The sequence below is a fragment of the Streptomyces sp. NPDC001858 genome (genome assembly GCF_053594615.1).
The window spans coordinates 1-18,204 of the sequence record NZ_JBSFEV010000057.1 but is presented as its reverse complement, the minus strand read 5'-3'; the positions used below and the strand labels follow the sequence as shown (position 1 = coordinate 18,204).

Below are 18,204 nucleotides of genomic sequence, written 5' to 3'. Positions count from 1 at the left end.
CGATGACCAAGTTCGCAGACCAGCTCTTCGCCGACTTGATGGAGGAGCACGGGCCGACGCTCCAGCGCACGCAGCCGCCCGCGCCCGCGACGCGCCGGGGAAGCCGCCCGATGTGGCTCACCGCCGGCACTCTGGCCACCGCGGGCGTGGCCGCCGCGACGGTGACGCTGACCGGCAGCAGCCCGGCCTACGCGGTGACGCAGAACGCCGACGGCACGGTGACCGTCCAGGTCGCCCGGCCCTCCGGGACGGCCGGAGCCAACGCCAAGCTCCACACCCTGGGCCTGCCGGTGGTCGCAGTGCCGGTGCGCTCGGGCTGCACGAGCATCGACGCGCTGGCGAAGGCCGCAGCCGGCCACCAGGCGACCAACGTCACGGCCGCCACCGGTGCCGACGGCTCGGTCACCGTCGATGTGAAGGGGGTCCCGACCGGGTACACCGCGGTCGTCGCCTTCGGCAAGTCCTCCAGCGGGATCACCGGCTCGATGGTGCTGGTCAAAGGCAAGGCGCCCAACTGCGTCAGCCTCCCCACCGGCGGCACCGGCACTTCGACCTCCAACACTGGTGACTCCGGCAACGCCGGCACCGACAGCAGCGCGAACTAGACAGTTGCCACGGAGAACGAAGGATCCCGCCCGATCGGCTCGATCTGACGGGATCTCGTCAACCTCTCCCAAACTGACTCGTGAACCGCCCGACTGTCTCTGAACTGGGGATTCACGGAACCGATGCTGTTGGTGATCTTCACTCGGTGGGGTGAAGCCTGCCGATCGTGGCTGTGTTCATGTCCTTGTGATGCTGCGCTGGTGGCAGCGGGGCGGTTTCGGCGGTCGGAGGGGTGACCGTAGTGGCAACGGTTCGGTTTCGGGGCGGGTGATTCCGCCGTTGACGGTGCGGATGGCACGGGCGAGCAATCCGCGGAGCACGGCCACGATGTGGGTGCGCGATCGGTTGGACGGCGTACCGGCGCGGACGACAGACACTGATCCGAACCGACTCCGGTGGCGATACCCACGAGTTCGTGGCCTGGCTCGCCAAGCGTGGCCGGTGGCTGTCGTACTCGGTCGGCATGACCATGACCGACGCCATCCACGCCGCGGTGCTCCGCATCCCGGCCACCGCTTGGACGGTCGCCGTCGAACCGGGCGGCGAGATCCGCGACGGGGCCTGGGTGGCCGAACTCGACGGCGACTGCCTCGAGGACTGGCCGGCGGGGATGCGGCTGATCGTGCGCAAGGAACGCCCGCATCCGGGCGTCCAACTGTGGTCCGCTGCCCGAGCGATCCCGAACTGCGCTACCTGGGCGTGTCGTTACGCCGGATGAACACCGCCCTTGAGCAGGGCCCCGCCTACGGCGCGTCGAAGGGCGCGACCACGCTCACCCAGCTGCGCGCCCTGCCCTGGCAGGACTTCACGGACGGCGCCTCGCTCAAGGACGAGACGGTCGACACCAAGTCCGTGGCGAAACCACCGCTGTTCCGGCCTGTCGTCGACGGCTGGGTACTGCCGGCCGGGTACCGGGCGACCTACGACGCCCGCGCCCAGAACGACGTCTGGTACCTGGCCGGCAACAACCTCGACGAGAGCGGGGCCGTCCCCGAGACCGCCTTCGACCACTGGCGCGAGACGGGCTACCCGGACCGCCCCGGCGCCCCTCCCGTCCACGTCACCCTGGACGACTACGTCAGCGCCGCGCGGCGGCAGTTCGACGCGATGGCCGACGAGTTCCTGCGGCTCTACCCGGCAGGCACGGACGACGAGGCCGCCCTCGCCAGCAACGACGCGATCCGCGACAACTCCCGTGTCTCCACGTACCTTTGGGGCACCGACTGGACCAGGGGCGCCGACCGGCCGGTGTACACGTACTTCTGGACGCACCGCCCGCCGGGCCCCGACCACGACATCCGGGGCGCCTACCACGGCTCCGAGATCGTCTACTTCTTCGGCAACCTCTACCCCGGCACCCAGGCGTGGACCGACCAGGACTGCCCTCAGCTTCAACCCGACTGCTGCGGCAGCGGGTTGGTGCAGTCTTCCACCTCCACTCGAACCAACAGCGCCTCACGGCGCAAACGGAAGCTGAGCCAGAACCATTTCTGGTTCTGGCTCAACTTCTGGGCTCTGTCGCTGATTTGGGAATGTCAGCCGGTTGATCAAGGTGACAGGAGGATGCGGCACCGTAGGAGGTCGAAGTTGGCCCGGCCATACATCTGTCTCTTCAGCAGCTTGATTCTGGTGACGTTGCCCTCGACCGCTCCCGAGGTGAAGGTGGTCGTCAGGGCGGCGAGCACGGCTGCGCGGTCGCGCCGTATGCCGGCGGCGAGAGTGCGGAGTTCTCGCTGTCCGTCGAGGCGGACATCGGCGAGCCAGACGTCGAGGGCCAGGTGCTCGCTTCGGCGTTCGCGCACCATCACGGCCAGGCGGCGGGCGTACTGGGTGGTCGTGGCCAGCGCAGGGCTGCGTTCGCACAGCTCGTCAAGGCACTTGCGCTCGGTGGAGGTCAGTTGCTCGGGTCGGCGCATGATCCAGTCGGTGACCCGGCGGACGGTAAGGCGGGGCAGCGGGGCATCCGCCGGGATCGCCCCGGTGCGATACGGCCGCAGGTGGCGGCGGACGGTGTTGACGTCTCCGCGATAGCCCAGCTGCTGGATCTCCCGGGTGAGTGCGGCGGCGTTGGTGCAGCCCTCCATCCAGCGGTGATGGAGGTAGAGCCGGTAGTCGTCGATCATGCTCGGGCGGTGGGTCGCCGCCACGAGAAGCTGCTCGACGTCGGCGGCCCGGGCGAAGCGCAGGACGGTGCCGCGGCTGAGGCGGAGTTCGCGGGCGATGGCTCGCAGGCTGTCGCCGCGTTCGACGCGTTCGTGGATCTGCTGGTGGCGTTCACGGGTGCGGGCGACCAGTGGCCGGGGCCGTCCGTGCACGTCCAGTTCGTCCAGCGCGGTGGGGTGGGCGCCTGCGGGCGGACGGATACCGTCCTGATCGGGCCGGACCGTGAGGGGTTCGCGCAGATCAGCGCGGTGTCGTCCGACGACGCGCTCGACGGCCTCGGCAAGGTTGTGGAGCAGGTGCCAGGCGTCGGCCACTTGCCGCGCCTGTGGTGCACCGGCGTGGGCGCCGTCGCGGAAGGAACCGGCGCGGTCGCGGCAGACGACTCTCACCTCGGGGTGTTCGCGAAGCCAGGACGCGAAGGTGTGCGCGGTGCGGTCCGCGAGGACGTCGACGGGGCGCCGGGTGTTCATGTCGACAGGGATCGTCGCGTAGGTCAGGCCGCGGCGCACGGCGAACTCGTCGACGCCCAGATGCGGGACAGATTCCGGCGTCGGGACGGGCAGTGCGCGCAGCAGGCGGAGCAGGGTGTCTTTGCCGGTGGTCACAGCCAGGCGCCTGCACAGACCGGCTCCCGCCCGTCCGCCCAGAAACAAGGCGATGTCCGTGAGCTGAGCGGTGAGGGCATTCGTGCGGCGGGCATGTCGACGCGTCAGGCCCGGTATCTGCTCGGCGAACGTCCGGCGCTCGCAGTTGCCGTTACCGCACACGAGACGACGTGCCCGCAGATCGAGTCGCACCTGACGGCCGGCGACGGGACGGTCCGCCAGACACCACTGGTAGTAGCAGTGCACACGCGAGGATCTCCATCCGCATCCCGGGCAGGCGGCCGATCCCACCGTGGACCGCACAGTAATTCGGACCTCGGTGTCCCCAAGAACCACTGCTTCTACCGTCGCCCCAACCCCCGTAAGGAGAAGGTCGGCGAGGCGAACCACATCCCCCACGCCCAGGTGATGCCCACCTGCTCCTGATCCTCACGCACCCCCAAATCAGCGACAGAGCCCGGAAGTCGTGCCAGAACCGCAACTCGTGAACAAAGCCAAGATGTTCCACGACGTACTCGCGCACATCGTCACGCACGGCATCCGCGTCCCAGGATGCCCGACACAGCAAATGCCGCATGCCATGCGGGGTCCTCTCGCCTGCCCACTCCGCGATCGTCCAGTAGTTCTTGCGAGGCAGGTCCGACAGCAGACCCATCACCAACCGTCTTGCCCGCAACCGGAGTTCGACCCGGGCGAACCGACCCCGATGCGGCCCATGGCTACCTCGAACGCCTCCCGCCAACGGCCGGGATCTATGCTGTGGTCTGCGTCTCATCGGCAGCCCACACAACTCACGATGATCAACGGTGGCCACACCCGTCTCCGCACCGGTCCGGGACCAGTCGACCGACCAGGAAAGCAGATCATGATCGCTACTGTCCTTGCCGTCATCGGGACGCTCCTCGGATCGATTGTCACCGGCACGTTCCAACACCTGGCGGCCGGCCGCGCCGAACGCGCGGCTGCCGCTGAGCAGTTGCGCCGCGACCGGCTCGATGCAGTGACCACACTCGCCTCCGCTGGCTCCGACCACCGTCGGGCCTTGTGGATGCGTGGGGAGGCTCGGCTGCGCGGTGCCAGCGACGTTGAACTGGAAGAACTGCGTGCCAGATCTCATATCACCCGCTCCGCCATCACCCGCCCCCTGGTCGCGCTGCGGCTCCTCGTGCCCGATCGGGCCGTCCACGACACCGCGCAGGCGATGGCCGTCGCCACCTACGACATGGTGGATGCCGCCACGAGCGCTGAGGAGCTGACCGCGGCACAGGACACCGCCCGGGCCGCAAACGACCGTTTCATCGACGCTGCCGCTGCCTACTTCAGCGCCAACACCTGACAGCGTCTACGTCCCGCCGTCTGAAGCGACTTGCTCTACGCCGACGACAAGCAGGCATGAAGATCACGATCTGCAGCTCGACGCAGGGCTTCAGTCGATCGTTCGCGCCGCTCAAGGTGATCCCGCGCCCCGCAGGCTATGGAGCTCCCCGGACCTGCCCGCCACAACCCGCCCCAGCCTCCCAGCCCCCGCAGGCTCTGCTTGTCGCGGCACGGAACAAACGAGTTCGAGGTAAGCATGCTGACGATGAAGGTCGAGACGACGACACGTCCACAAGGGGCCACCCGACCTGCTTGACGGCCCGCCCGGATCCGGTCGACCGTCCGGCATTCGAGTCAGGCGACGGCACCAGCGACCGACGTACGGCCGTCGTCGTAGCCGATCGCCGGGTGATCGAAACGATCGATCCCCGCGATGGAGAATCTGTGGGCCAGTTCCTGGCCGTCCTCGCCGATCAGATGGAGCCCTATCCGGTCCGTCACGGAGAGAGCCGTCCACGCGGGCGCCGTCCGGGCCACGCAGAAGAGCACGAGCGGTGGATTCGCCGGCACCGAGGTGAACGACGTCACCGTCATGCCGGCCCGGCCGTCCCTGTCCGTGGTGACGAGGGCGACCGTGGCGGCCTGGTGACGCATGATGTGCCTGAACAATTCCGGGGTCAACGCCGGATCACAGGGTCAGCGAGACAGTGGGCATCATGTCGAAGGTGACCCGGCCGTGGTCCTCGGCGAGGATGTACGGCGTGAAGTACGGGTGCCGGGTGCCGACGGCAACGTCGCGCCAGAAGCGCTGCAGCGGGTTGTCGTCCGCGAATCCGCTCGCGCCGTGCCGATCGAGTAGCAGTTCCATCGCCTCGCGGCACTCACGGGCGGCTGTCGACAGGGCCGTTCTCAGCCTGATCCGCTGTGTCACCAGTATCGCCGCACCTGGACGGAGCGCATCGAGGACGTCTGCCACCTGCAAGGTCCGCTGCGTGGCCAATTCGGCGCGCTGTAGCGCCTCGGTGAACCAGTAGCGGCCCAACGGGGAGTCCGCGACCCGGGCGTACGTGGTCGCGTACGGTGCCCGTTCGCCGGTGATCGCCGCCGCGACGACATCCTGCGCTCCGCATGTCGCCCCGATCATCGGCGCGAGCGCCGCCAGGCCGGCCATGAACGACGCCTCCGACGGCGGGGCCAGCGGGCCGGAATCGTCCGGGAACGTGACGAGGCTGTCCGGTACGAAGACGTCCTCGGCCACGAGAGTGTGGCTGCTCGTCCCGGCCGGGCCCGCCGCCCTCCACGTACGTTCGACCGACAAGTCCCCCAGGTGTACGTCGGCGGGTGGAAGAGTCGAACCCGTTCTGCGCCCTGCGGTTGTCCCGACCGGAGTACGAGTACCTGTGTTCGCTGGCCGGGCAAGTGCCCTAGGGGGTGCGGGGCGGATACCCCGACAGGTCGGGCCCCATCCCGGGGTCCGGCGGAGGCGCAGACGCCCGCGTCCGGGTCGGCCAGGAGAATGTCGCGGGCCGTGTCGGAGACGACCGACCCGATCAGTTTCCTGGCCGAGGCGGACAGCCCCACAACGCGGCGGCGTCGCCCGCTCGCGTCATCGCCGGAGAACGACGCCGAGGTCGTTGTCTGCCGTCATGCGGACGATTATGCCGCGAATCCGGCGGATCAGCGTGGCCCGAAAACTACCTGGATCAGCGCTCGGTCGAGTCCTCCCGCCGGACCCGCCTGGATATCGACGGCCCCCAGGTCAAGCCACGAAACACGGCTCGAGTACGGCCGTCCTCCTCCTTCGACTCGTAGCCGTCCCGTTCCTTCCCCGTCCTCCGCCGCATCGACCAAACCCCCTTTGCCGCACCGTAGTTGAAGCCATGTCATCTCGATCGACTCGGCTATGCTCGGCCCCGGTTCGAACGAACGGCGACCTCACGAACGACGACCGGCGGGCGAGCGGGCCCAGTCCTCTGGGAAGGAAACGGAGAGAGCACGTGATATCCGAAGAGGGCGACGACCATGCGGCAACCCGTTCCGAAAGACGCCCGGAGCGGCTGATCGCGGGTCGGTATCTGCTCCACGACGTTCTCGGCAGGGGCGGCATGGGAACGGTCTGGCGCGCCAGCGACCAGCTGCTGGACCGCCCGGTCGCCGCCAAGGAACTGCACATCCTCACGCATGGCGACGACGAGCACCGCACACGGATGCGTCGCGCTGTCCGTGAGGCGCGGGCGGTCGCCCGGGTGCCGCATCCGCACGTGGTCGGCGTCCACGACCTGGTCGAGTCCGAGGACCGGCTGTGGATCGTCATGGAACTCGTCGAGGGGCCCTCGCTTGCCCACCGCATCGCCGAGACCGGGCCGCTCACCCCGCAGCACACGGCGGCACTCGGTCTGCAGATGCTCGACGCGCTGGAGGCCGTGCACGCGGTCGGTACCCTGCACCGCGACGTCAAACCCGCCAACGTCCTGCTACGCCCCAACGGCAACGCCGTCCTCACCGACTTCGGCATCGCGGCCCTGGACGACGGCGAGTTCCTGACCACCACCGGCGAACTGGTCGGCTCCCTCGAATTCATGGCGCCCGAGCGGGTGACAGGATCGGCGACCGGCCCTGCCTCCGACCTGTGGTCCCTGGGCGCGACCCTCGCCACGGTCTGCGGCGGTCAGTCCCCCTTCCGCAGACCGGGAGGGCCCGCGACGCTGTATGCAGTGGCGTACGAGGAACCCGTCCTGTCGCAGCGGCTCGGCCCGCTGCGGCCGGTCGTCGAGGCGCTGCTGCGCAAGTCCCCGGACGAGCGCCCGTCGGCAGCCAGTGCGCGTTCCGCGCTGCGGCACGTAGCGGCGGGAGAGGTGGGCGCCTGGCCGCTGCCGTCGGCGACCGTGCGCGATCTCCGGCCTTCGTCCGCGCGGGCCGACGCGAACACCGTCACCAGCGGTCAGCAGCCGATCGCCCCGGCCTGGCAGGCCGTGCCGACGGCGCGGCACACGACGTCGCCCGCACCCTCACCTCATCAGTCGTCCCGCTCGGCGACCCCGAGGCGGGTGTGGTGGGCGTTGGCCGGTACGGCGGTGCTGGCGGGCAGTGTCGGAGGCGGTCTGTTCTTCACCGGGGTGCTGCCGCTGAAGGAGGACCCGAAGACGACGACCGTCCGTCAGGTCGTCCAGTCGGCGACCGGCTGGCAGCCGGTGGCGGAAGCGGTTGTCCGGCAGGGAGACCAGGTCACCGTGTCGTTCGTCTCGGGAGAGTGGACAGCCGACCACCAGAACATGCCTATGACCGGGCCGGCCGGCTACGACGCGGAAACCGGCGCCTGGCTGGACTTCGCGGCGGACTGCAAGGTCAAGCCCGCGGCACCGTTCGGCAGTCTGCTGGCGGTCCTCGCGGGTGACAAGGACTCCCCTGTCCGCACCGTCGGAAAGAAGCTGACCTTCCGGGCTACCGGGAACGGCACCCTGCATCTGGGCATGAACGACACCGCCGGGTCCTGCTCCGAGGACAACAGGGGCGCGATGACCGTGAAGGTGAGCGTCACGCACCAGGGTTGAGCGACGGGCGCCGGGCACCCGTCGTGGAGCCCGCCGATGACAGTCTGCGGCCTGCCGGGGCTGGCCGTTCGTGTCCGCCAGGATGTGCTTCTTGGAACCCGACCCCGGTCCACGGCGCCTGGACCTGTGTGTCCACCCCCTTCAGCCCTTGGAACCTTCGGTGAGCCGTCTACTTCGATACGCCGAAGCAGGGCGGCATGGCCCGCAAAGCGCAGCCGCTGACCAGGACATGAATGATCGCCGCGAACAGCGGCTCATCATGCGTGTCTTGGGTTCCGCCGCCCTGGGGCCGCACCCTCGACGGTGGGACCAGCGGCTCCGCGATCTCCCACAGCCCGTCCGGAACAATCCAACACCCTTTGGATGCGCTCACGTGGAGGTTCGTCACAGCAGGAGCCGTCGCTCCTTGGCGACGGCGACCGCGCCCGCCCGCGTCTCCACCTCGAGCTTGCCGTATATCCGTCCGAGGTGGGTCTTGACGGTCGCCTCGCTGATGAAGAGCGCCCGGGCAATCTCCCGGTTGCCCAGGCCGCGGGCCAGCTGAGCCAGGATCTCGTGCTCACGGTCGGAGAGGGCGGGGCGTGGGCTGCGCATCTGGGCCAGCAGCCGGTCGGCCACCGGGGCCGACAGCGCGGTGCGACCGGCCGCTGCGTTGCGGATGGCCGCGAACAGCTCGTCCGGCGGTTCCGCCTTCAGCAGGTAGCCGATGGCCCCCGCCTCGATGGCGCGGGAGATGTCGGCATCGGTGTCGAACATCGTGAGCACCAGCACCCGGGGCCCCTCCTTCCCCTCGGAGGTCAGGTGCCGGGTGGCCGTCACGCCGTCCATGCCACCGCCGAGCTGGAGATCCATCAGCACCACGTCGGGGTGCACACGGGCGGCCACGGCGAGGGCCTCCTCGCCGCTGCCCGCCTCCCCGACCACCTCCACGCCGTCGGCGCTGGAGAGCAGGGCACGCAGACCGGCGCGTACGACTGCGTGGTCGTCGCACAGCAGCAGACGGACCTGTGACGGCGGTGCGGAGGTACTCACAGGACGAGCTCCTTGGGGGTGTCGAGGGTGTCGGGGGTGAGGGGGACGGCCACCGACACGACTGTGCCCTCGCCCGGTGTGGACTCCACAGTGAGCGTGCCGCCCGACTGGCGGGTCCGGATGCGCATGGCCGACAGTCCATGACCGCGCGCCTGGTCCGCACCGGGCGACGGCGGGCCGTCCACGTCGAACCCGCGGCCGTTGTCGGCGATGTCCAGCGAGATCTGGTCGTCCAGGCAGGTGAGGGTCAGTGCGGCGCGCGTCGCCGCGGAGTGCTCGCGCACATTGGCCAGCGCGCCCTGCGCGATACGAAGGAGGGCCGCCTCGACCCGCTCCGGCAGCGGGCCAGGGGCGCCGTCGAGCCGGAACTCCACCCTCAGGCCCGGTCCGCTCTCCCGCTCGGCCAGCGCGCCGAGCGCTCCGGGGAGGGAGTGCTCGGCCAGGTCGGCCGGCGCCAGGTCGTGGACGAACCGGCGTGCCTCGGCGAGGCTGCGGGTGGTGATCTCGGCAGCCTTGCCGACGTGCCCGCGGGCCGCGTCCGGGTCTGTACGCCAGACCCGCCCGGCGGCCTGCAACAGCATCTGCTGGCTGGACAGCCCTTGGGCGAGGGTGTCGTGGATCTCGGTGGCCAGTCGCTGCCTTTCGGCCAGGACACCGGCCCGCCGCTCGGTGGCCGCGAGGTCGCGGCGGGCGCGGACCAGATCGTCGATCAGGACGCGCTGCCGGGCCGCCTGGCGCTGCAGATGGACCAGTACGGCGGTGGCGACCGCGGCGACGGCCGGCGGAGCCACGATCATGTTGGGGTTCAACGTGCCTTGGGCCACACGCACTTCGGAGACGACGACCAGTGCAGTGAGCACCGCCACCAACGGGACGGCGATCCGCGGGGGCAGCGTGTGCAGACCGGCGAAGAGCAGCGGCATGGCGCACCATGTGGCACTCGGCGCGAGGGCCAGCAGCACGATCCACACGGCCGACACGGAACCCAGCCAGATCAGATGGCGCCTGGCGGGCGGCGAACCGGGAGGGGGCGCCGGGGCCAGGAACCGGCCGAGGACGTAGAGCAGACAGAAGGCCGAGAACAGCGCCACCACCCACGCCGTGTGCGTTCCGTCGTGGTCACGGGTCAGGAAACGGGCGAACGACGAGCCGAGCAGCACAAAGAAGGCGGCGTGCACGATCGTGACCAGCCAGCGCTCGTCCGGGTCGGTGTGTTTCATCCTCCTGTGTCTAGCGTGCCGGACACCCCACCGCATCAACCGATCGGCTGACATGAGGATCGCCCGAACCGCGCCCGGAGCAAAACCTGTTGACCGAGCCGAGAGCACCGTCGACGCCGCAAGGCTGTCATCAGAACCCGCACAGCCCGGGAAACACCACAGGGGAAGGCACAGACCTCATGCCCGCGAAGAACCTCGCCGTGAACCGATCCGCGCTCGGCCACCGCATCGGCTATGCCCTGCGCCACCCCGGCCGGGTGCCGCGCCATCTGACGCGCGCCGCCCGGGACATGTGGCTGCGCCACCGTCACCCGGACCACATCGATTACTACCGCGCGGTGATGCGATCCGACACCCGCGCCGACCCGGACGCGGCGGTCGGTAGCCACAGCCGAGAGCGATGGCTCGCGCTGGGGGCGATGCAGTTCGACTATCTGCTCGGCCACGGTCTGCTCCCCGAGCACCGCATGCTGGAGATCGGCTGCGGCAATCTACGGGGAGGCTGGCGGTTCATCCGCCACCTGGAGCGCGGGCACTACTACGGCATCGACATCTCTCCCGACATCCTCGCCGCCGCCCAGGATACGATCGTGGAGATGGGCCTGCAGAAGCAGCTCCCCACGCTGACCCCGGTGCGCGACCTGACGCTGGCCTTCCTGCCCGACGCCCGCTTCGACGTCGTCCACGCGCACAGCGTCTTCTCGCACTCACCGCTTCCGGTCATCGAGGAGTGCCTGGCCAACGTCGGCCGGATACTCGCCCCGGGCGGCTGGTTCGACTTCACTTTCGACCGCACCGAGGGCGAGGAACACCACGTCCTGAGCGAAGACTTCTACTACCGCACCGAAACGCTCGTCGCGCTGGCCGGGAAACACGGCCTCACGGCCCGCTTCATGGACGACTGGGAGGAACTCCCGCACGGCCAGTCCAAGCTTCGCCTTACGCACACACCCCGCTAGGCCGTGTCCGATGGGCCGTGTGACGCTCCGGCTGGGACCTCGTTCCGTGCGACATGGGGCGGGGATCCCTTGGCTCGGCTGGAGCCGCACTTGCCGGCGAAGCGCGGCCGGGGGACGCCGGCCATGCCACCGTCGTGTGATCAAGGGTTCACGACCGTCGTCGCAGGTGGTCGGCGGACGGCACCGGGAGAGCATCCTGCGGGCCGTCCAGGCCGACGCCGATCCCGAAGGCCGGCTCGACTGGAGCATTGGCCAGCGTCGGTTCCACTACGTGCCGCGCTCCTCAGCATGCGGCTGGTGCCTCCACTCGTGCCTCGAAGATTCCGGGCCAGCGAAGGAGACCGGCTCGTCACCGGTCCGATGAGGCCCTGGGACGCTCGCGAGGCGGACCCACCTGCAAGATCCGCCTTGTCGGGGAGGGCGGGTGACGAGAGGGCGTGCCTCTTCCATGGGACGGTCACCGTGGCCGCGGTTCGCCTATGGCTCCGCTCGGGGTGAAACGCTCCACTCAGAGGTCCGTTGCCCCTGGACAGTGGCGACGAAGTTTGCTGAGGGCACGCGCGTCGACAGCCCTGATGTCCCACAACGAGCTGTCCACTTCGGTCAGGACCACCATCACCCTGCCCTCCGCGGATCCACGTGCTTCGCGGTCGATCAGCTGGAGGAAGGGGGTCGCCCGCGACAACAGCGTCAACGTGGCCATGCCGGCGTCGGCAGATCGTCTGTCCATCTCGACACAGCGAGCATCGACTAACTCCTCGAACTGGACGCACCACTTCAGATCCAGGCCGTTCAGCAGCAAATACTCGGCCACGGCACCCAGACCAGGCCGCGCGGCCGCCCGCCGAATCGGACGTGACGCCACCTCACCCTGGCCGGCGAGCGCTCCTCGGAACCGAACGACGAATCGCTCTTGACCTTCGCCGGGCAGGAGCTGTGCGACAGCCTCCGCACTGCCCCCGCCCGTCCACCAGAACCCTCAACAGCCGCCCCAGGAGACCCAATTGGCTCGAAGCGCCTACGGCCTGCGCCCCACTACGGTGTGGGCAGTACAACCATGCGCCCCGTGAGCGCCACCGAGCACAATCAACTCAGAAACCTCAGGGGACAAATGCCGAGCTCGGTCCTCACTGCCAGTGCTGTCTGCGATGGTGTGCGCACTGGGCGGGGGCGGCGAGGACCGCCCCATACATCGATGGAGGGGACACCGTGACACGTATCAGTCGTGCGACGGACGGAACGGCCGGACGGGACGGAAAGGAGGCATGGTCGGGGGTGAGCTTGGCGGAATTGCAGGACTACGCCGCCATCCGCCGGCGCCTCGACGAGGGCGCCGATCCGGAGTCATGGAGCGAGTTCGGAGGCAGCCCCCTGTACGTGGCTGCGCGCTCCGGCTCACCGGAGGTCGTCGCGGAACTCGCCCGCCGCGTCTCGGACGTGGACGCCCTCGACCACGGCACGAACGCCCTGTGGGCAGCGGTCCTGAACCATCGCCCGGACAACGCCCGTGCCCTCGTCGCTGCGGGAGCCGACGCGTGGCGCCCGCAGATCGCCGACTGGTCCCCGGGCCGCCTGAGCCTGGCGGGTCCGACCCCCGACATGTTCACCCTGCCCAAGGGACAGCCCGGCCTGACACCCCGGGAGCAGGCGGAGGTCGAAGAAGCCGTCCGACTCCGCGCGGCACTCGGAAAGTTCACCTACGAAGGCACGGGCCTGGCCTTCGTGGCCGGCCTGGACGCCGACGAGGCGACACGCCGCCTGGAGGCGGCACCGGCGCGGGCCGAGGACTACGAGGGCGTCGACGACTTCGACACCTTCTGCGACTTCGACGACCTCCTGGGGAACATCGACGACGACTACGACAAGGTCCACCACCTCATCGGCGTCACAAACGTCCCGGGCGGCTGCGTCGTCGCCCAGCCCTGGGGCTTCACCCCGTCCGTGCCCGAAGCGGTGACCCGCCTGTCGGCCGGCACCGTCTGCTACGGCCTCTATGCCAACCCCGGGGCCGGCGACCAGGGCAGCATCACCCGCAACATGGTCTCGGAGGGCTGGGACCTGCGCCCCGGCCAGGAGGCCGGCCCGGAAGCCACCTCGCGGGAAGTCCTGCTCGCCTACCTCTACCCCGGCGACGCGATCGCCTACGCCTGCGCCTACGTGGGCCTGCGTCTGACGGACGCCGGCGCGGTGTGCTCGCCGGACAGGTGGGTTCAACTGACCGAGGGAGACCACTGGCAGTAGTGAGCGAAGGAAGGGATCAATCTGGTCGAACCGTCGACGGCGTGTCTCTGGCCGCGAATTGGACAGTCCACGGAAGTTCACACATGGACCCGCCCTGGTGATCGGTCGGCTGGGCCGCACAACCCGCCCTCAGGACTCTGCATGAGGACCCTCTCAGCACCCAGTCACCATGGAGACGCCCCTTTGCAGATGCGGTGCTGACGCGCGCGGTCTTTGTGGGCGACTCGGGGCCCACCCAGCTGGCAACGAGCAGCGCCAAGCGCGCCGTCATGTTGGTTGCCGGACAGGTAAATGTCAGCGTTGAGTCGGAGGTCTGACGTGAGTGATTTCTACATTCTTGCCGTTCTTACCGTCGTCATAGCAACAGTCGCCGGCGCTCTGACGTACCCGCTCGTTCGGCGTGACCTCAGCCCGGCGGGTGCGTTGCTGGCGGTCGGGTGCGTTGCCGTTGCCGTCGGCGCCGGCTGGCTGTTGACGCTCTTCCACGCGTTGCTCGGTTTCACGGCAGGGCTCGTGGTCTATTTGGTGGCGCGTCGACGGTTGACGGGTACGCAGGCGATGATGGCCGGTGGCGCAGGCTATGTCGTCGGCACACTGCTGTCCGTTGGTGCCCTGATGATGGCTCTCAGCGGTATGTAGATGCTGAACAATGCCGAGGCGTAGAAGACATGCTGAAGACGGCGGTTGTAGCGGTGGGAACACTTCGGGTTGCCGCTGATCTTGCCGAAGTCGCGGGGCGCCGGAGCAATGCCACCCAAGCCCGCAAGGCGGTCCGGGGTGCCGAAGCCGGCGTCCCGCTCGCTCCCGAACACCGTCGTGGTCACGGAGCTCTATATGGCGGGCTCAACCAGGGACGGATCCATATCGCACGGCTGCGTCTTGCCCTACTCGGGGGGCCGTTGCAAGGGCCGGCGCGGCTCGTGCTGGGGCGGTGGATGTCTCGCCATGGCTGCGGCCGGACGCCAACACCTGTGCCGACCGGTCCTTTTGCCACACGTTCGGCCGGAGCGAGGGCAAGCACCAGATGGTGCCTGGCTGGCCGTACTCGTTGGTGGCCGCGCTGGAGACCAGCCGCACGTCGTGGAGGTTGAGGACGGGGCGGACGAACATGTGCCGCGAGCATGGCAGGACCATTACGAAGGCCCAGATCCGGCGCCCTTTGCCGGTGCGCGGGTCGTTCCGCTGGCCAAGGAGGGGGGAGCCGATCTGGTCCTCCTCGCCCGGCTCGATGTCCTCGCGCAGGACGGTGACCTGCGTCCTTGTCACTTCGTCGGGCAGCATGGCGTGGACCAGCGGCGAATCGCGGAGATCGACACCTGAAGCTTGTGTTCGTCCCGCAGACACTGGTGGATCATGGTGACCGTCACCGTCCCCAGCAGGCTCTCAAGGTATTCACGATGCTGGTCGATGTCCGTCCAAGTGCCCTGCCTCAGGCGCGAGTTGGCCAGTTCCGGCAACCAGCCCTTGAACATCCGGCCCAGTCGGCCTCGCTCATCGGAGGCCGCCCTGAGTGATTCCGGCCGCCTCCGCCGGCGCCAGATACTTCTGACCGTTTCACGGTCCACGCCCAGCGACGCGGCCGGCGCGCTCTCCGAGCGGCCCGCGCTGCCCAACGGGCTTCCCACCCACCGGCCGAGGGCCACTCACGCGAACTCCGCGATGACCGCTGCTCTCTCAGCAGTCCGTTGCTTCAGGGGCGATCGACTCTCGCTGGGCGGTCAGCGCGACACGGGAGAGGAGCGTGCGCAGCTCTTCGGCATCCTGGTCGCTCAGATCGGCGAGGAGACGCGCTTCGGCGATGGACAGGCCGTGTCGTACCCGCGCGAGCCGGGCGCGCCCGGTGTCGGTGATGAGGACCTGGCGTGCGCGTCGATCGCGAGGGTCGGGCCTTCGGGTGATGAGTCCCTGCGCTTCGAGGTCGTCGAGCAGGTAGGTCATCACCGTGCGGTCCAGGCTGACCTCTTTGGCGAGAGCGAGTTGCGAGGGTGGTTCTCCGCCTGCCAGGGCGACCAGTACGAGGTAGCCACGTGGCCCCCCGGGCAGTTCGGAGACGGATTCGGTGGCGACGCGGCTGAACGCGGTGGACACCATGCGGATCGCCCAGCCCAGATCGGTCTCCAGCGCCAGGCCTTCGGCCTTGCCGCTCCGGTTGTCGTTTTCGGAAGTCGGTGCGCTCACCCGCCCAATATAGCACCTAATGGCTACTCGACAGATGTTCTTGCGAACAGAACATCTGCTGTGCATAGTTGATGGAGCGAGGGCGCCATGGGCGTTCCGCACGCTGAAGCGTCATGACAATGACAAGAGGAGACTGCAAATGATCACGAGCACTGCTCTGCAGGGCCGCATCGCACTGGTGACCGGAGCGACGTCGGGTATCGGCAAGGCCGTCGCGCACAGCCTGGCCCGACAAGGAGCCGAGGTCGTGGCACATGGGCGCGACCAGGCCCGTGGCGAGGCCCTGGTGAAGGAGATCGCGCACGAAGGTGGTACCGCCCGTTTCGTGGCCGCCGATCTCACCGACGCCGAGGACACGCTGCGCTTGGCGTCGCGCGCCGGAGACGTGGACATTCTGGTGAACAACGCGGGCCTGTACGATTTCGCGCCGACCTCCGCGACCGACGCCGCGAGCTTCGACCGACACATCGCGGTCAACACGCGGGCCCCGTTCCTGCTGGTCGGCGCGCTCGCACCCGGCATGGTCAAGCGCGGACGGGGGGCGATCGTGCTGGTCGGGTCGAGTGCGGCGCGTATGCCCGCCCCGGTCGGAGCGGCCTACGGCGCCTCCAAGGCCGGTGTCGAGATCCTCACCCGTTACTGGGCCACCGAGTTCGGCGCGTCCGGTGTGCGGGTCAACTCGGTGTCGCCGGGCCCTGTGCGTACCGAGGGCACTTCGGCGATGCTCGGCGAGCACATCGCGGTCCTGGACAAGACCAACGCGCGCGGCCGGGCGGGTGACCCGAGCGAGATCGCTGACATCGTCACGTTCCTGGTAGGCCCGAACAGCAGCTACGTCAACGGCTCCGTCCTGTTCGCGGACGGCGGCGAGCTCAGCGCTCTGCCCAGCTGAGGCATGGCGCTGTGAACGTCTTCGTCATCGGTGCCACCGGCTTCGTCGGCGGCGCTCTCGCCCGCCATCTGACGGCCCGCGGACACCTGGTCACCGGCCTGGCCCGAACCGACTCCGCTGCGGAAGCACTCGCCGCCGACGGGATCACCCCCGTGGCCGCGGACCTGGACTCCAGGCACTCTGCCACGGTCGAGGCAGCGCTGCGGGCCGATGCCGTCATCTACGCCGCTCAGCCCGACGCGGTACTCGAGACGGAAACCGTCGAGAGCCTGACCCGCGCCATGGCGGGAACGGGCAAGACGTTGGTCTTCCTCTCCGGCAGCGGGGTGCTCCTGCAGCGCACCGCGGGCGCCTGGAGCCAGGACAGTTTCGCCGAGCACGACCCCTTCGTCATCGAACCCCTGGCGATCTCCCGCAAGGCCGCCGAGGACACCGTCCTGGCAGCCGCTTCCGGCGGACTGCGTGCCATGGTCGTCCGCCCCGGCCTCATCTGGGGCCCTGGCGACCACGGCCACGTGCCTATGACCTACCAGTCGGTCGCCGCGACCGGCGCGGCCTGCTACGTCGGGCCCGGACTGAACGCCTACAGCCACGTCCACATCGACGACGTGACCCGCCTGTTCACCCTCGCCCTGGAAGCGGGGCGCACGGGAGGGCTCTACCACGCCGTGGCCGGGGAAGTGCCCAACCGCTGGATCGCGGAAAGAGTCGCGAGCGACCTCGGCTGCGACACCCGCAGCGTCACACCACAGGAAGCGGCCCTGGTCTGGGGCGAGTTCGGAGCCCTCGTCATGGCGGCCTCCAGCCGGCTGCGTGCCCTGCGCGCAGAGCAGGAACTGGGCTGGTGCCCCGAGCACACCGACATGCTGTCCACGATCGGTGAAGCACGTCTGCGGAAACTCGCCGCCCACCGCACATGACGGACGTCTCGCCGCCATGGCGGCCGGGGCCTCGGGCACCGGGCGGCGAACTCCACACCCTCTGCGTCAATGGGCAGTACGGCACCGCTGTGCTCAGCGTCAGCGCTCTTGCGGTCGGCGTCACTGCCGTGTATCCCACCGGCGGGGGTCTGCCGGGGGGACTGTCCGGGTTTTCATGCGGCGGTCCGGCGGCCGTCGCGGTCGGCCCGGGCCGCGGTGATCAGGCCGTCGAGGCAGTCGCGGGTGTGCAGGAGCTCCTCGATGTGGGCGCAGAGCCGGTCGCGTTCCTGGGCCATGCGTTCCAGCGCGGAGTCGGAGTTCTCCTCGCTGGGCGCGTCGCGACACGGCATCAGTTCCATGATGGTGCGGCTGGACAGTCCGGCCGTGTACAGACGCTGGATGAATGCGAGGTGCCCGAGCAGGCCCGCTCGTACGCCGAAGCCGCCCGGCGCGCTGTCGACGCCGGCTTCGACGGCGTCGAACTGCACGGCGCGAACGGCTACCTGATCTCACAGTTCCT

General features: G+C 69.2%; 17 protein-coding genes and 6 pseudogenes. 12 read left to right on the top strand and 11 right to left on the bottom strand.

Annotated elements, in window-relative coordinates; all coding sequences use genetic code 11:
• Positions 1 to 2: 2 nt before the first annotated feature.
• Both ACWCPF_RS41780 and ACWCPF_RS41775 read left to right on the top strand, forming a co-directional pair.
• Complete coding sequence (locus ACWCPF_RS41780; RefSeq protein ID WP_451050374.1) at positions 3 to 605, top strand: hypothetical protein; 603 nt, start codon at positions 3 to 5, stop codon at positions 603 to 605.
• Positions 606 to 961: 356 nt separating this feature from the next.
• Positions 962 to 1,264, top strand: a pseudogene (locus ACWCPF_RS41775) (transposase); the annotation flags it as partial.
• Between the two features lie 889 nt (positions 1,265 to 2,153).
• On the opposite strand, the gene ACWCPF_RS41770 reads toward ACWCPF_RS41775, so the two are convergent.
• Together ACWCPF_RS41770 and ACWCPF_RS41765 are read right to left on the bottom strand one after the other, a co-directional pair.
• On the bottom strand, positions 2,154 to 3,677 hold the full coding sequence (locus ACWCPF_RS41770; RefSeq protein ID WP_451050373.1) for an ISL3 family transposase: 1,524 nt from the start codon (positions 3,675 to 3,677) through the stop codon (positions 2,154 to 2,156).
• Positions 3,678 to 3,867: 190 nt separating this feature from the next.
• Positions 3,868 to 4,116: pseudogene (locus tag ACWCPF_RS41765) on the bottom strand (IS701 family transposase); the annotation flags it as partial.
• Between the two features lie 123 nt (positions 4,117 to 4,239).
• Between ACWCPF_RS41765 and ACWCPF_RS41760 the strand changes: the two are divergent.
• Entirely contained in the window at positions 4,240 to 4,710 is a 471-nt protein-coding gene (locus tag ACWCPF_RS41760) for a hypothetical protein (protein ID WP_451050372.1), read from the top strand.
• Between the two features lie 335 nt (positions 4,711 to 5,045).
• Here the strand turns inward: ACWCPF_RS41760 and ACWCPF_RS41755 are convergent, their stop codons facing one another.
• Positions 5,046 to 5,345: a flavin reductase family protein gene (locus ACWCPF_RS41755; protein WP_451050371.1), complete on the bottom strand. Its 300-nt coding sequence runs from the start codon at positions 5,343 to 5,345 to the stop codon at positions 5,046 to 5,048.
• 34 nt (positions 5,346 to 5,379) lie between these two features.
• Positions 5,380 to 5,949 (bottom strand): acyl-CoA dehydrogenase family protein, encoded by a 570-nt coding sequence (locus ACWCPF_RS41750; RefSeq protein ID WP_451050370.1) that lies wholly within the window; start codon positions 5,947 to 5,949, stop codon positions 5,380 to 5,382.
• Positions 5,950 to 6,688: 739 nt separating this feature from the next.
• Between ACWCPF_RS41750 and ACWCPF_RS41745 the strand changes: the two genes are divergently transcribed.
• Positions 6,689 to 8,242, top strand: a complete 1,554-nt coding sequence (locus ACWCPF_RS41745) for a serine/threonine-protein kinase (protein ID WP_451050369.1) — start codon at positions 6,689 to 6,691, stop codon at positions 8,240 to 8,242.
• Positions 8,243 to 8,414: 172 nt separating this feature from the next.
• Here the strand turns inward: ACWCPF_RS41745 and ACWCPF_RS41740 are convergent.
• The 3 genes and pseudogenes from ACWCPF_RS41740 to ACWCPF_RS41730 form a co-directional block, all read right to left on the bottom strand.
• A pseudogene (locus ACWCPF_RS41740) lies at positions 8,415 to 8,615 on the bottom strand (transposase); the annotation flags it as partial.
• Between the two features lie 11 nt (positions 8,616 to 8,626).
• Positions 8,627 to 9,274: a response regulator gene (locus ACWCPF_RS41735; protein WP_451050368.1), complete on the bottom strand. Its 648-nt coding sequence runs from the start codon at positions 9,272 to 9,274 to the stop codon at positions 8,627 to 8,629.
• Positions 9,271 to 10,494, bottom strand: coding sequence for a sensor histidine kinase (locus ACWCPF_RS41730; protein WP_451050367.1), 1,224 nt, complete (start codon positions 10,492 to 10,494; stop codon positions 9,271 to 9,273). The genes ACWCPF_RS41735 and ACWCPF_RS41730 overlap by 4 nt, the downstream gene beginning before the upstream one ends.
• A 179-nt stretch (positions 10,495 to 10,673) precedes the next feature.
• Here ACWCPF_RS41730 and ACWCPF_RS41725 point away from each other — a divergent pair, with 179 nt between their 5' ends.
• Together ACWCPF_RS41725 and ACWCPF_RS41720 are read left to right on the top strand one after the other, a co-directional pair.
• Complete coding sequence (locus tag ACWCPF_RS41725; RefSeq protein ID WP_451050366.1) at positions 10,674 to 11,453, top strand: class I SAM-dependent methyltransferase; 780 nt, start codon at positions 10,674 to 10,676, stop codon at positions 11,451 to 11,453.
• 90 nt (positions 11,454 to 11,543) lie between these two features.
• Positions 11,544 to 11,878: pseudogene (locus ACWCPF_RS41720) on the top strand (IS5/IS1182 family transposase); the annotation flags it as partial.
• Positions 11,879 to 11,961: 83 nt separating this feature from the next.
• Here ACWCPF_RS41720 and ACWCPF_RS41715 read toward each other — a convergent pair.
• On the bottom strand, positions 11,962 to 12,267 hold the full coding sequence (locus ACWCPF_RS41715; RefSeq protein ID WP_451050365.1) for a hypothetical protein: 306 nt from the start codon (positions 12,265 to 12,267) through the stop codon (positions 11,962 to 11,964).
• A 461-nt stretch (positions 12,268 to 12,728) separates the two neighbouring features.
• On the opposite strand from ACWCPF_RS41715, the gene ACWCPF_RS41710 reads away from it, so the two are divergent.
• Positions 12,729 to 13,694 carry an ankyrin repeat domain-containing protein gene (locus tag ACWCPF_RS41710; RefSeq protein ID WP_451050364.1) on the top strand — a complete coding sequence of 322 codons (966 nt, stop codon included), beginning with the start codon at positions 12,729 to 12,731 and terminating at the stop codon, positions 13,692 to 13,694.
• A gap of 318 nt (positions 13,695 to 14,012) precedes the next feature.
• A complete protein-coding gene (locus ACWCPF_RS41705; protein ID WP_451050363.1) occupies positions 14,013 to 14,333 on the top strand; it encodes a hypothetical protein in 321 nt (106 codons plus the stop codon).
• Here ACWCPF_RS41705 and ACWCPF_RS41700 read toward each other — a convergent pair.
• A pseudogene (locus tag ACWCPF_RS41700) lies at positions 14,333 to 14,482 on the bottom strand (transposase); the annotation flags it as partial. The gene ACWCPF_RS41705 and the pseudogene ACWCPF_RS41700 overlap by 1 nt on opposite strands.
• 292 nt (positions 14,483 to 14,774) lie before the next feature.
• Between ACWCPF_RS41700 and ACWCPF_RS41695 the strand changes: the two are divergent.
• Positions 14,775 to 15,014: a hypothetical protein gene (locus tag ACWCPF_RS41695; RefSeq protein ID WP_451050362.1), complete on the top strand. Its 240-nt coding sequence runs from the start codon at positions 14,775 to 14,777 to the stop codon at positions 15,012 to 15,014.
• Between the two features lie 354 nt (positions 15,015 to 15,368).
• On the opposite strand, the gene ACWCPF_RS41690 is transcribed toward ACWCPF_RS41695, so the two are convergent.
• Positions 15,369 to 15,872 (bottom strand): MarR family winged helix-turn-helix transcriptional regulator, encoded by a 504-nt coding sequence (locus ACWCPF_RS41690; protein ID WP_451050361.1) that lies wholly within the window; start codon positions 15,870 to 15,872, stop codon positions 15,369 to 15,371.
• A gap of 139 nt (positions 15,873 to 16,011) precedes the next feature.
• Here ACWCPF_RS41690 and ACWCPF_RS41685 point away from each other — a divergent pair, with 139 nt between their 5' ends.
• The gene (locus tag ACWCPF_RS41685; RefSeq protein ID WP_451050360.1) at positions 16,012 to 16,764 is read left to right on the top strand and encodes an SDR family NAD(P)-dependent oxidoreductase; all 753 of its coding nucleotides are present in this window, start codon (positions 16,012 to 16,014) and stop codon (positions 16,762 to 16,764) included.
• An 11-nt stretch (positions 16,765 to 16,775) separates the two neighbouring features.
• Positions 16,776 to 17,684, top strand: coding sequence for an NAD-dependent epimerase/dehydratase family protein (locus ACWCPF_RS41680; protein WP_451050359.1), 909 nt, complete (start codon positions 16,776 to 16,778; stop codon positions 17,682 to 17,684).
• A gap of 173 nt (positions 17,685 to 17,857) precedes the next feature.
• Here ACWCPF_RS41680 and ACWCPF_RS41675 read toward each other — a convergent pair whose 3' ends face one another.
• A complete protein-coding gene (locus ACWCPF_RS41675) occupies positions 17,858 to 18,034 on the bottom strand; it encodes a hypothetical protein (protein ID WP_451050390.1) in 177 nt (58 codons plus the stop codon).
• Positions 18,035 to 18,085: 51 nt separating this feature from the next.
• On the opposite strand from ACWCPF_RS41675, the pseudogene ACWCPF_RS41670 reads away from it, so the two are divergent.
• Positions 18,086 to 18,204, top strand: a pseudogene (locus tag ACWCPF_RS41670) (oxidoreductase); the annotation flags it as partial.

What these genes read in the sequence shown, in the direction of transcription:
- ACWCPF_RS41755 (WP_451050371.1), bottom strand. Translation starts at nt 5,345, where the DNA reads ATGCGTCACCAGGCCGCCACGGTCGCCCTCGTCACCACGGACAGGGAC.
- ACWCPF_RS41730 (WP_451050367.1), bottom strand. Translation starts at nt 10,494, where the DNA reads ATGAAACACACCGACCCGGACGAGCGCTGGCTGGTCACGATCGTGCAC.
- ACWCPF_RS41675 (WP_451050390.1), bottom strand. Translation starts at nt 18,034, where the DNA reads ATGCCGTGTCGCGACGCGCCCAGCGAGGAGAACTCCGACTCCGCGCTG.
- ACWCPF_RS41725 (WP_451050366.1), top strand. Translation starts at nt 10,674, where the DNA reads ATGCCCGCGAAGAACCTCGCCGTGAACCGATCCGCGCTCGGCCACCGC.
- ACWCPF_RS41760 (WP_451050372.1), top strand. Translation starts at nt 4,240, where the DNA reads ATGATCGCTACTGTCCTTGCCGTCATCGGGACGCTCCTCGGATCGATT.
- ACWCPF_RS41780 (WP_451050374.1), top strand. Translation starts at nt 3, where the DNA reads ATGACCAAGTTCGCAGACCAGCTCTTCGCCGACTTGATGGAGGAGCAC.
- ACWCPF_RS41685 (WP_451050360.1), top strand. Translation starts at nt 16,012, where the DNA reads ATGATCACGAGCACTGCTCTGCAGGGCCGCATCGCACTGGTGACCGGA.